Annotated in this window: 10 protein-coding genes, 1 tRNA gene and 1 pseudogene; 8 read left to right on the top strand and 4 right to left on the bottom strand. The window is 67.8% G+C overall.

Annotated features, from left to right (window positions below; genetic code table 11):
- Positions 1-327 precede the first annotated feature (327 nt).
- Complete coding sequence (locus ACQP6G_RS18555; protein WP_429766516.1) at positions 328-864, top strand: STM3941 family protein; 537 nt, start codon at positions 328-330, stop codon at positions 862-864.
- Positions 865-1,854: 990 nt separating this feature from the next.
- Here the strand turns inward: ACQP6G_RS18555 and ACQP6G_RS18550 are convergent.
- The 3 genes from ACQP6G_RS18550 to ACQP6G_RS18540 form a co-directional block, all read right to left on the bottom strand.
- Positions 1,855-3,180 carry an AAA family ATPase gene (locus ACQP6G_RS18550; RefSeq protein ID WP_429766514.1) on the bottom strand — a complete coding sequence of 442 codons (1,326 nt, stop codon included), beginning with the start codon at positions 3,178-3,180 and terminating at the stop codon, positions 1,855-1,857.
- An 80-nt stretch (positions 3,181-3,260) separates the two neighbouring features.
- Positions 3,261-3,917 (bottom strand): YdcF family protein, encoded by a 657-nt coding sequence (locus tag ACQP6G_RS18545; protein ID WP_429766819.1) that lies wholly within the window; start codon positions 3,915-3,917, stop codon positions 3,261-3,263.
- 22 nt (positions 3,918-3,939) lie between these two features.
- Positions 3,940-4,707: a GntR family transcriptional regulator gene (locus ACQP6G_RS18540; RefSeq protein ID WP_429766513.1), complete on the bottom strand. Its 768-nt coding sequence runs from the start codon at positions 4,705-4,707 to the stop codon at positions 3,940-3,942.
- Between the two features lie 162 nt (positions 4,708-4,869).
- On the opposite strand from ACQP6G_RS18540, the gene ACQP6G_RS18535 reads away from it, so the two are divergent.
- From ACQP6G_RS18535 to ACQP6G_RS18510, 6 genes and pseudogenes are all read left to right on the top strand, one after another.
- Entirely contained in the window at positions 4,870-5,304 is a 435-nt protein-coding gene (locus tag ACQP6G_RS18535) for a plasmid replication, integration and excision activator (RefSeq protein WP_429766512.1), read from the top strand.
- Positions 5,304-5,669: a hypothetical protein gene (locus tag ACQP6G_RS18530; RefSeq protein ID WP_429766510.1), complete on the top strand. Its 366-nt coding sequence runs from the start codon at positions 5,304-5,306 to the stop codon at positions 5,667-5,669. Before ACQP6G_RS18535 ends, ACQP6G_RS18530 begins: the two co-directional genes overlap by 1 nt.
- Positions 5,669-7,159, top strand: a complete 1,491-nt coding sequence (locus tag ACQP6G_RS18525) for an FtsK/SpoIIIE domain-containing protein (protein WP_429766508.1) — start codon at positions 5,669-5,671, stop codon at positions 7,157-7,159. Before ACQP6G_RS18530 ends, ACQP6G_RS18525 begins: the two co-directional genes overlap by 1 nt.
- A complete protein-coding gene (locus ACQP6G_RS18520) occupies positions 7,159-8,688 on the top strand; it encodes a replication initiator (protein WP_429766507.1) in 1,530 nt (509 codons plus the stop codon). Before ACQP6G_RS18525 ends, ACQP6G_RS18520 begins: the two co-directional genes overlap by 1 nt.
- 303 nt (positions 8,689-8,991) lie before the next feature.
- The gene (locus tag ACQP6G_RS18515) at positions 8,992-9,219 is read left to right on the top strand and encodes a helix-turn-helix domain-containing protein (protein WP_429766505.1); all 228 of its coding nucleotides are present in this window, start codon (positions 8,992-8,994) and stop codon (positions 9,217-9,219) included.
- A gap of 3 nt (positions 9,220-9,222) precedes the next feature.
- Positions 9,223-10,287: pseudogene (locus tag ACQP6G_RS18510) on the top strand (site-specific integrase); the annotation flags it as partial.
- Between the two features lie 232 nt (positions 10,288-10,519).
- Here the strand turns inward: ACQP6G_RS18510 and ACQP6G_RS18505 are convergent.
- Positions 10,520-10,609: transfer RNA gene (locus ACQP6G_RS18505), tRNA-Ser, on the bottom strand.
- Between the two features lie 145 nt (positions 10,610-10,754).
- On the opposite strand from ACQP6G_RS18505, the gene ACQP6G_RS18500 reads away from it, so the two are divergent.
- Positions 10,755-12,239 (top strand): glycerophosphodiester phosphodiesterase family protein, encoded by a 1,485-nt coding sequence (locus tag ACQP6G_RS18500; protein ID WP_429766503.1) that lies wholly within the window; start codon positions 10,755-10,757, stop codon positions 12,237-12,239.
- Positions 12,240-12,278: the final 39 nt, after the last annotated feature.

Raw genomic sequence — 12,278 nt, 5'->3', positions numbered from 1 at the left:
CCCCCCCCCCCCCCCCCCCCCCCCCCCCCCCCCCCCCCCCCCCCCCCCCCCCCCCCCCCCCCCCCCCCCCACGTCCGTGCGCGGCGAAGCCGCGCCTTGAGTCAGTAAGGAAAATCCTCACGGCCCTGGGCAAGGTTGCCTTGTCCTGTCTCGGGACCTTTTGACGCTCGTGTATCGGGACTTGCTTGACATCCGCCGTGGTCGCGGGCTCATGCTGTTCGCGGGCGCGGCCGGGCTGGCTGTCGACTTCGGCGCTGCCGGCGCCCCTGAGCTACGCGGCTTCTTGGGCGGCATCCACTGAACCATCGGTGCCGCTACGATCACGCCGTGCCCGACTCCGTCTTCTTTCCCCTCGCCAGCCGTCGGACGATGGCTGTGTTTGCGGGATGCCTGGCTTTCGTCGCGGTCGGCGTTCTGATATTCAAGGACTCGCTCGACGGCCAACCGTCTCCGGTGGGGCTAGTCGTCGCGGCTCTTGCTGTGAGCTTCTTCGGTGGCGGGATCGTGGCATTGTTCGTGATCTTCGCGCGCCGATGCCCCGCAGGACTGCGCGTCGACGCATTAGGTTTCGACGACACCAGCAGTCTCACCGCTCCAGGGCGTGTCGCCTGGTCTGACGTGACGGGATGGACGGTCCGGGAGATCAGCGGGCAACGATTTCTGTGTGTGTCGGTATCCAACCCAGAGGCGGTCATCAACCGGCGACGCTCCACGCGTCGCCTCGCGCGGGCGAATCAGCGCATGGTCGGAACACCAGTGACCATCGCGGTTGGCAGCCTGAGGGGCGGCGAGCCGGCCATCGTTGCGGCGTTCGAGCACTACCGCGAGCTTTCCAGCGGCCGGACCGGAAACAGCGCGGCCTGAGAGCCTTCGAGCGGCTGCACAGGCTGGGCCTCATCTCCCTAGGCGAAGTGTCAAGCGGGTCCTGACACAGATGTGTCAAGCACGTCCCGCTTCAAGACACGCCTCGCCGGACCCGTTAGCAGTCCGGACACTTAAACAATGCGAGAGGGCTCGCCACTCTCTAGCTCGCGCCATGGCGAGATGCCCCGCGCAGACCTACCCCACCGTTCCGCTGATTCATAGACACTGGCTCGCTCTAGCGCCGACCTGTGGACAGCCGCATGGAAAGCCGATCGAAAGTCGCGAGTATTCATTGCTCTGCCGCGACGCCGACCCACGATTGCCGCAAGTGCACCCAGGAGGTCATGGCCGCTACAAACCGACTGCCCACGCGTCGACACAACCGTGCGTATTTCCGCAATAGAGGGAAGTTCACCGTCGTATTTCCGCCGAGTCATTAGCCGCAGCCTCTGGATCGCCGCCCCGGTCTCACTTGCCTTGACCAGCTCCGCGAAGGGGATCTTTGACCACGAAAAGTCGTGGCCGGCTTCACGGGCAAGCCACCTAAGTGCGCCCGCAATGGACGCGAGATACCGCGCCAATTCGAAAACCCGCAGAACATCGGCTTCAGCGATTGGAGACCGTCGCTCGACACGGCAATGCGTTAATACCAGCGCACGGGGAATCTCAGGTTGAAGCAGTAGAATTTCTGCTTCAAGATCATAGGCCCGGGACCTGCTCACGAACGAAGCGTCCGAGACGTCGCCGCCGCCATCAAAGTCAGAATCGACCACAAAGAGAACCTCGGCCTGCCGACCCGCCTTGACAAAGTGCCCAATGGCACTTACGACGTTCTTCTTCCCGTGGGCCGGAACGGTGCGAAAGTGCTCTCGGTCCAAGTGGCCGTCGAGTAAATGACACTCGTCATCACCTTCGACAAGAATCCATGACCGACGGTCAACCTCACCATCCATTATGAACTGGTTATAGAGAGTCTGGCCCGTCACTGTCTCAAGCATTCTTGACCCCCGGATGCAGAGGTACCATTGCCTCCGTCCATCGGTCCACGATCTGCGGAGAGTGGGTTGCGACCATGGCCCGCGACCCTGTGAGTCGCAGGATTCTTTGGAGATCGTCAAAGAAATGTTGTTGCCAGACAGAATGGAGCGACAGTTCTGGCTCATCGATGAGTATCAACTGACCCGCCTGTGACTTGAAAATGAGTTCGTACGTCATAATGAGTTCGTGCTGCTCGCCTGAAGAGAGCATCGCAGGCTCAAGGTGGCGACCAGTCCGTTCAATCTCGATCTCAAGTCCGCGACTGGTAATCTGGATCTTCTTCCCGACGAAGCGGCTGTTTATCATCTCATGAAACAGCGAGAAGCGCGGAAGTACCGAGTCGTATGTAGAGATTCGCTTTTCGGCATCTTGAAGGAAAAGCGACATTGCCTTGAGCTTCCACGGATCGATCTCTCCAGGCGGGAGCTGCATCTCGGGCATATTGCTAATCAGGCCGATCTGCCTTAGTCGTGCTCGATGACTGTTCTGCTCGTTGTACTTGTGCCTGACTTCGGCTTCGGTCGAAAGGAACTCGTCCGAGTCCGCAAGTAGCCTCATCGGGAATGTTCGATCCAGCTCGTGGGAGAGGTTAGCCTCGCGCGTAACGGCACGATGGATTTGCCGACGCAGATCCTGTGAGTGATAGTTCACCCGCTGGGTTGTTCGGTTTCGAGCCGCACGAGATCCTCGATCTATGGTGAGCCGGTCAGTCCCGATGTACTGCGACGACATCGTATTAAGGAAGAGCTCAAGGGCCTTTGGTTGCGGCTCGTTGCGGTCACCCGTGTCGGATTGCCCCACAATATCTCCGAACATTTCTACGAGTTCGGTCTCCGTGAGCGTCTCGCCGTCACTCACGTCCTGCCAAAGGCGTCGCTCGATGGGCCGCCACGATGTTTCCGTCTGGAGCCACTTTCGTAGCCGCGGAGTCATCGCACTGCGTCGGTGCATTTCCCAGAAAACCGGCTTCTCACCCGGCCTGCGGACCATGTGAACCTGAACCTGGCTTAGCGTTCCGTCCTGCTCTGAGGAGCGGCCAATTGCGAAGACTTTGGCACCATCGGAGAACTCGAGCTCGAGTGCTCCAAATGGAATCTCCATGAGATCCTCGAACTTGTTCTCATACACGGCATTGAGCATTTTGAGCACCGTGGTCTTGCCAACACCATTGGCACCATAAAGGATCACGAAAGGGAGGCCCGCGGTGAACTCGATCTCATGGTCTAGGTATCCGAACAATCCGTGAACACGGGCCCGATTGAGCTGTGGCGAAACCATCGGCATGCTCCTACGCGGTTAGATGGTGGCGGGGTCTTCGTTACTTACTTTGCACTGCTGCGAGCTCTTATGGAGTTCGATCATACAGCCCCCTCTCCGAGCCGACCCTCTTGCACGAGTCGCTCTATGAAACCCGCGTCGACGAGCCTTCGATATGCTTGGAACGTGAGTTCGTCCACATCTTGATGAATCGCATAGCCAGCGCTGGAGTACACCCAGATGCGCTGCGTGTCACCGACCAGCATGTCGATGACGCGGTTTGCGTCGCCAATTGAATCTATGTAATCCTCAAGCGCCTGGTCGCGGGCGGAGCAAACAAGGTCGATCCCAGGCCAGAGTTTGCGTGCAGTCGCGTACGCGCGCCGCTGTTGGTACGGCCTGCTGATGATTGTGGCTGACTGCGGATGGATCCCGAGACCGTTCAGCAGCTCACGCGTGAGGGTGAAGTTTTCGCCGGTGTTGGTAGCGCGTGTCTCAGTCAAGATTGCGTCGGCAGGAACGCCGAGTTCCTTGGCGCGCTCCGCGTAGTGCACGGCCTCACCGCGCGGAAAGACCTCGACGGTCGTAGGCGCGTTGGCGCCGCTGAAGACGATCAGCGGGAAGCGGCCCTCGTGCCACAGCTCAGCCGTGTGCTCGGCGACGCCGATGTCGTGGCTCCCGAGCCCGATGGCGATGTCGGTGTTGCGAGGCTCGTGGTGCATCTGGTGGTAGTCCCAGAGGATCTGGGCGTCGTCCATCACGCTCATGAGGCTCCGTCCGTCAGTCGGGCATGTCGAAGGAGTAGGTCCAGGCGAATCGTGACGCGGCGTGCACGCCCTCCGCGTACTCAACCACCCGTCCCTCCTTCGTCCGTGTAACGCGGTGCAGGATCATCACAGGTTCGCCAGCCGGCAGGTCTAGTGCCTGAGCTTCGTCGGGCGTGGGCATGCGCGCGGTCAGAGTCTCTGTGACATGGTCTGGCTCTAGCCCTTGCAGCGTGAGCACAGCGAAGCCTCCACCAGGTCCGGCGGGGCCAGGGGTGGGGTCGACGAGTGGAGTGCCCTGCACGTCCTCCACCCGGTAGTAGCTCGTGAGCGTGTGGGTGGGTTCGCCGTCCTGCCGGACGGTGCGGGCGCGGACGTATACGTCGTCCCCCGGCTCGATGCCGAGCGCCTCGGCGACTCGGGCAGGTGCGGTGGTGCGCTCGACGGTCTGTGTCTGGTCGGTCGGCTTCCAGGTCTGCCCGCTGGCTTCACGGTCGGCGACGAACGCGACCCGGTCGCCGAACTTCCAGTTGCTCTTGGCGTACCTCTCGGAGCCGAGGCGTCGCATCGGCGGGCGTGACCTCACAACCGTCCCGCGTCGCCGGACTGGCGTGACCAGCCCCTCTGATTCGAGTAGCGCCACGGCGTTGCGGACGGTCTTGATGTTGACGCCGTACTCGTCGGCCAAGTCGGCCTGCTTGGGCAGCGTCATGCCCGGCAGGTACTGCCCGCCCTGGATGCCGTCGCGCAGTACCGCCGCGAGTTCCTTGTAGCCGTGGGCCAAGTCGCCACCTCCTGACCGTTAAGGCTAGCGGTATCCGCGCTGGTGGCGCGCGATCTGCTGTTAGGGGTGGTTCTATCGAAGCCGGGGTGCTACCGTCCTATTAGAGCCACCTCTAATCAGGAGGGGTCGCCCGGACGGGCACGCATCGAAGGAGAGCAAGCCATGGCGATTGCCAAGCGTTTCCCCATCGCCCACGCGATGGTCTTCCCCAACGGGGCGTTCCTGCGCGGCTACGTCGAGCCGGTCGCGGACTTCAACGGCGAGAAGCGGGCCGACGGTTCGCGTCCGCAGCAGCGTGACAAGGAGACCGGGCTGCCGTTGTGGCAGTGCACGGTCATCGACGCGGACGACGACGCGAACCGCAAGGACATCGGCGTCAGCGTGAAGTTCGCGGCCGAGGTCCAGCCGGTCCCGCCGAAGAACACCTCTCCCCTGCCGTGGACGCCGGTGGAGTTCACCGGCCTGACGGCGCTGCCGTGGATCGACGACTCCGGGCCGCGCCCGCGCCTGTCCTGGTCGTTCCGGGCGTCGGGCATGGTCTCTCCCGGGCAGGACCGCACAGACGCGAAGCCGCCCACGGCGAAGGCCGCGGCCTGATGTCCGCGCCCACGGGCGGGCTCGCTCCCGCGGAGCTGCTGCAGGTCGCCGGGGACCTGGTCGAGTGGGTCAGCGGCTGGGTCGGCTACCTCGCGCTCGGACGCACGTGCGTGAGCGTGCACGTCGACTCCCAGGCGGACGCTGAGCACCTGGCCCGTCTGCTGTCCCTGGGCGAGGTGACCGAGTACCCGCCCGAGGACCACGCCCGCGGGTTCACGGTCTGGTCCTCGATGTCCGGGGTCGAGCCGCGGTTCGCGGTGCACTACTCGGGCGAGCTGGTCCGCCCGGTGCGCGCGTTCCTTCCGACCGAGCCGTGGTGGGACGACCTCGACGACCGCCCGGCTGATGGGGCGGAGGCGGCGTGATGGACGCGCTCGGCACGGCGTGGGCCGTCACCCGGACAGTCGCCGGTGCGGTGTGGCACCTGGTCTGGTGGACGCTGCGGTCCTGGCGGCTGCTGCTGGCCTGCGTCGTGCTGGGCAACGTCCTCCTGATCCTCGACCACAGGCTCGCCGGCTACTCGGTGATCTGGTGCGTGCCGGCGTTCTGCCTGCTGCGCGCGGTCTGGTCCGTCGCACACCCCCTCACGTATGAGGCGGTGCTGGGCGGGCCGCTCCGCCGCCGTGGGTGGCGTCGTCACCTGCGAAAGCACTGGCCGAAGATCGCCGACCGCTGCGGCCTGGCGACCTCGGACTCCGACGACGGGGCACGGGTGGTTCCTCGCCTGCGGCGTGCGCGCACCTCGGGGAACACGCTCACCTTCCGGGTCCGGGCCCGCGTCGGGCACACCGTCGACGACGTCGCCGCCGCGGCCGAGGCCATCGCGACGTCGGTCGGCGCCGAAGCCGTCGAGAGCCAAAGACTCGGCGGCGGGTGGCTCGAGCTGTCGCTCACGATGCGCGAGCTGCTGCATGTGCCGACGTTGCCGGTGATCCCGTCCGTGATCGAGACCGGTGCGGTCACGCTCGGGCGCACCGCAGACGGGTCGCCCTGGCGCCTGCACCTCGCGGCTCGGCACACCCTGGTCGTGGGCCGCTCCGGGTCGGGGAAGGGGTCGATCTTCTGGGGCATCGCCGGGAACCTCGCCCCGGCCTCGCACGCCGGGATGGTGCAACTGTGGGGCGTCGACCTCAAGGGCGGCGTCGAGGTCTCCGTCGGGGCGCCGATGTTCTCCCACATCGCCATGAACGAACCCGACGCCGTCCGACTCCTCGGCGACCTGCACCGCGTCATCGTCCACCGGCAGAGCCTCATGCGTGGCCTGTCGCGCATGTTCACCCCGACACCGGGCGACCCCGTCCACGTGCTGATGATCGACGAGCTCGCCGTCCTGACCGCCTACGCCTCCAAGGACGTCGTCAACGAGGCCGCGACCCTGCTCAAGCTGATCCTGACCCAGGGGCGTGCGTTCGGGGTCATGGTCGTCGCGTTCGTGCAGGACCCCCGCAAGGAGACCGTGGGAATGCGGGATCTGTTCACCCAGACCATTGCGCTACGCCTCGCGTCGGCGGCCGAGACGCGCATGGTCCTCGGAGACGGAATGGCGGCCGCCGCGCCCGCCCACCACGTCGCGACCACGATGCCCGGCGCCGGATACCTCGTCGGAGACGACGGCCATATCGAGCGCGTCCGCGCGGACTACTGGGCCGACGACTTCATCCGCATGGTCGCCGCCACCTACCCCGCACCGCCCGCACCGCCGCTGCCCACGCCAGCCGAAGCGGACTCCCCCGCGGGCGACGATGTCCCCGCGGAGGCTCCAGGCGAGCCCGTCGAGACGACGCCGCGTCCGCGCACGCCGCGCAAGCGATCCCCTCGCAGGTCGACCATCGAGCGGGATGCCGAGGTCGCCTGATGAACGCGGCCACGGCGACGACTGAGGGCTTCTGGGGGCACTCCCCCGAAGTCCCCCTCGACCTGGCCGACCTCACCGACGCGCAGGCTGCTGGAATCGTGGCCCGCCTGCACGACCGCACGACGGGCGCCTTCGCCGATGCAGCTGCCCGCACCGGCTACTGCTCCCACCCCATCCGGTTGCAGGGCACCTCGACGACGATCGACGCGGCGACGGGTGAGGTGCTGTCGCAGTTCAGCTCTACTGACGCCCCGCTCGGCACCCTGTACCGGGCGTGCGGCAACCGGCGCGAGTCCGTCTGCCCCGCCTGCTCCCGTGTCTACGCCCGCGACACGTTCGAGATGATCCGCGCTGGACTGCTGGGCGGCAAGACCGTCCCCGACGCCGTCGCGGACAACCCGCTCGTGTTCGCTACCCTCACCGCGCCCTCGTTCGGGCACGTCCACGGCACCGGAGGCAAGCACGGCGGCGGACGCTGCCGCCCCCACCGCACCGGGGTCTGCCCGCATGGCCGACCGCGCTCGTGCACCGCTCAACACTCCGACGCCGACCCTCTCGTGGGCGGGCCGCTGTGCGAGGCCTGTTACGACTGGCACTCCGCCGTCGTGTGGCAGTGGCACGCCCCCGAGCTGTGGCGGCGCTTCACCATCGGCCTGCGCCGCCAGGTCGCCGACCGTCTCGGCGTCCCCGAGCCCGCGCTGCGCGACGTCGCTTCGGTGCAGTTCGCCAAGGTCGCCGAGTACCAGTTGCGCGGCCTCGTGCACTTCCACGCCCTCATCCGCCTCGACGGACCCGATGGCCCGGGCTCCTCTGCACCGCTCGACGGCGAGGTCCTGGCGCAGGTCGCCAAGGACGCCGCTCGTTCTGTCGTGGTCACCGCTCCCCCGGTCGACGGCGGCGATGTCCCGCGCGTGTTGCGCTTCGGCAAGCAGCTCGACGTGCGGTGCGTGCGCTCCGGCGTGCCGGACAACGACGACGGCACCGACGACCTGCGCCCCGAACAGGTGGCCGGCTACCTCGCCAAGTACTCCACGAAGAGCACCGGCACCGACGCCGGCGACTCGCGCCCGCACCACCAGCGCCTCGTCCGCACCTGCCGCTGGCTCGCCGAACGCGCCCGCACCGCCTGCCGTGGGCTCGCCGGCCCGGACCCCGAGGACGACGACGGCTGCCTGTGCGGACAGTGCGCCGACAGCCCGTACCGGCTGCTGACGAAGTGGGCGCACATGCTCGGCTTCCGCGGCCACTTCTCTTCCAAGTCCCGGCGGTACTCCATCCCCCTCGGACGGCTGCGCCGAGCGCGCGCCAGGTTCCAGAAGCTCAAGGCCGACGCCGACCGCGACGGAACCCCGATGGACACCGCCGACCTCGAGAACCGCCTGCTCGCCGACGACGAGGACACGACGCTCGTCATCGGGCACTGGGCCTACGCCGGCACCGGCTGGACCAACCCCGGCGACAAGGCTCTCGCCGACGCCGCTGCCGCCCGTGCTCGCGAGTACGCCCAGTGGCGAGCTGCGCGGCGCTGATTCGCGTCAGCGTGCGTTCACGTGCCCGGAGTCGGCCGCTCCCATGGGCGCCGGCACAGCTCGGCAGCATCGCTTCGAAAGCCATGCTCCAGCTCGTAGGCACATTCACCGCAGACACCCTCGCTGTCGTTGCCTGAGCCGGCGTGCTCGTCCCAGCGATGGCCGCACTCTGGGCAGTCGGCCGGCACTGCCGCTCGGCGCCCAGCGATCCACCCGATCAGTCCCACGGCGCCAAGCCTAGGGATGCGGGGCCGCTCGAACGACCCTGATCAGCACCACCACGACGACGTAGGAGGAAGCATCATGAGCACCACGAGCGTGAACCCGATGGACCGGACTACCAGCCGTCGACGTCTCATGACGCCGGAGGAGCTGGCGGAGTACCTGGGCGTGACGCTGCACTGCGTCTACGCGTGGTCGAGCCGTGGCGGTGGGCCGAACGTGGTCCGCGTCGGCGCCCGGCTGCGCTACCGGCCCGACGACGTCGAGGCGTGGCTCGACCGCGTCACCGACGACCGCGCGGCGGGCTGACCGATGCCTCGCAAGCCCATCGAGCCGGGACGCTGGGGGCAGATCCGCCGCCGTGAGATCTCCCCCGGCGTCTGGCGGGCGCAGTCGCTGTACCGCGACTTTGCTGGCGTGCTCCACAAGTACGAGGCCCGCGGGCCCTCCGGTGCCGCTGCGCAGCGTCGCTTGGAGGACAAGTTGCACCGTGCGAGCACGGACGGCACGACGAGCGGTGGCTCCGCCATCACGCCGGAGTCCCGGATGACGGTCGTCTTCGACCAGTGGGTGTCAGAGAAGCGGGTCGAGGGGCAGATCACCCCGCAGTCGCTCGCGACGTATCTCGGCGTGCTGGAGCGGGACCTCCGTCCGGCGTTCGGGGCGCTGCGGGTGCGGGAGGTGACTCCGGTCGCGGTGAACCGGGTGCTCATGGCGCTGAGCGCGGCGCGAAAGTTCGACACCGCCCGGCAGGCCCGCAACGTGCTGTCGCAGGTCATGATGATGTGCGTCCGGTACGGGGCCGCGCCGTTCAACCCGGTGCGGGACGCCGTGACGGTGCGCAAGCCTCGACGCGACGAGATCCGCGCCCTCGGGCTGGAGGACATCGCCCTGCTGCGCAAGGCCGTCCGCGAGTGGGAGGACCGCCCCGCGCTCCCTCGCGGTCGGCGGAACATCACGCTGCTGCCGCAGATCGTGGACACGATGCTCGGCACCGGGCTGCGGATCGGTGAGTGCCTGGCGCTGCGGGAGGCGGACCTCGACCTCGAGGCTCTGATCCCGACGCTCACTGTGACCGGCACCATCGTCCGGGTGGAGGGCCGGCTGCTGCGGCAGTCCAAGCCCAAGTCGGACACGTCGCGGCGCACCATCACGCTCCCGGCGTTCGTCGTCGCGGCCATCACCGAGGCGCTGGACCTCGGGCTCGACGGCGGGCCGGACGACCTCGTGTTCCCGTCGACCAACGCCACGCCGCGCGCACCGAGCCGGATCCGCGACCAGCTCCGCGACGCCCAGGCCGCCATCGGCACCAAGGTCACGCCGCACGACTTCCGCCGCACGGTCGCTACCCAGGTCGCCAACTCGACCACCATCGCCAATGCGACTGCCCTGCTCGGCCACGCCGACGAGGGCACGACGGTGCGGCACTACGGTGCGGCACTACGTGAAGCGGACCCACATCGCCCCGGACCTGCGGACGGTGATCGACCAGCTCGTCACCCAGGCGTCGACGTCGGGCGTCCCGGAGGGGAAAACGGAGTGAAAAGGGAGTGCGGGAAACGACGAAGGACCCCACAGCCGCAGAATCTCGCGGGTGGGGCCCTTCGGGTGGCGGTAGCGGTGGGATTTGAACCCACGGTGGACTTTCACCCACACACGCTTTCGAGGCGTGCTCCTTAGGCCGCTCGGACACGCTACCTCGCCGGACGAACCGGCCCACCGAGGATACCCAACGAACCGGCAGACCCGAAATCGTCGCGCTGCCACCTCGTTCGCCGAGTCTTCATCCTGCCGTCGCCGGGCGGTCCACCGCACGGCTTCCCGGGGCACCTAGCGTCGCGCGCATGGCCAACCCACGACTTCGACGCACCACCACGTCCGCCCTCGCCGTCGCGCTCACCGCCGCCGCGGCGGTCGGAGGCACGACGGCGGCCACCTCGACCGGCGGCGCCGACACCGCCGCGACGTCGTCCGCCGCGTCGTCGCCCGCGCTCGCGTACGGCGGCAAGGGTCACGGCGGCCGAACCGACGCCGACCGGGCGTACCGCGACCTGCTGGACCACTCCGACGACGCGAAGATCCTCACCGCTGCGCACCGCGGCCAGTGGCGCGACGCCCCGGAGAACTCGCTGCCCGCGATCGAGGCGGCGTTCGACGACGGCGCGGAGATCGTCGAGCTGGACGTGCGCCTCACGTCCGACGGCGTGCCCGTGCTCATGCACGACGAGACGGTGGACCGGACGACGAACGGCACCGGCAAGGTCTCGTCGTTCACGCTGGCGGAGATCCGCGAGCTGCGGCTGAAGGAACACCTCGGCGGCGCGCAGACCTCCCTCACCGACGAACGCATCCCGACGCTCGCGGAGGCGATGAGGCTCGCCGCCGACCGCGGCCTGGTCAACCTCGACAAGGGCTGGCCGGCGCGGGAGGAGATCTGGGACGTCCTCGTCGACACGGGCACGGTCCGCAACGGGCTGTTCAAGTCGAACGCCCCGGTCAGCGAGGTCCAGCAGTTCCGCGACGCCCACCCCGGCGCCCTGTACCTGCACATGATCAGCGACGACAACCTCGCGTCCTTCGACGAGTTCGGCGACGACCAGCCCATTGGATACGAGGTCGTGTTCGGTACCGAGCAGGACGCCGTCGCGCGGGCGCCGTTCCTCGCGCGACTGGCCAAGGAGTCACGGGTGTGGGTCAACTCGATGTGGAACGGCCTGGCCGACCACCTCACCGACGAGGCGTCGCTGGTCGACCCGAGCCGCGGCTGGGAACGGATCGTCTCCACCTACCGCGCGTCCATGATCCAGACCGACGACGTCCAGGCCCTCGAGCGCTGGCTCCGCACGGGCGAGGGCGACCCGGTCCCCCGCGGCAGCGTGCGCGTCCAGGCAGAGGACTACGCGCCCGGCGGGGAGGGCGTCGCGTACCACGACGTCGACGCCGGCAACCGTGGCGGCCTCGACTTGCGGCCGGGCGACGACGTCGACATCTCCGACGCCGACGGCAACGTGCGCGTCTCCTGGATGCGCGGCGGCGAGTGGCTGACGTACGAGGTCGACGTGCCCCGCACCGGCACCTACGCACTGTCCGCACGGGTCTCGTCTCCGTACACGCCCGCGGGCGCCTACACCGTGTCGTTCGACGGCGGCGCGGAGAGCGAGCGCGTCGCCGTGCTCAGCACCACCAGCCACAACAAGCAGGCGCTGCAGCCCAGCGGCGTCGTGCAGCGCCTGACCCGGGGTACCCACACCGTCCGGATCAGCCTGCCCGAGGACGCCTACCAGAACTGGAACCTCGACTACCTCCAGCTCGACCCGGTGAAGGGCTGACACGGACGACGACGCCCGCCGCCGGGGTACCGGGGCGGG

Source organism: Isoptericola nanjingensis, from assembly GCF_050311635.1.
GTDB lineage: Bacteria > Actinomycetota > Actinomycetes > Actinomycetales > Cellulomonadaceae > Isoptericola > Isoptericola nanjingensis.
This window is presented reverse-complemented; position numbering and strand designations above follow the sequence as displayed.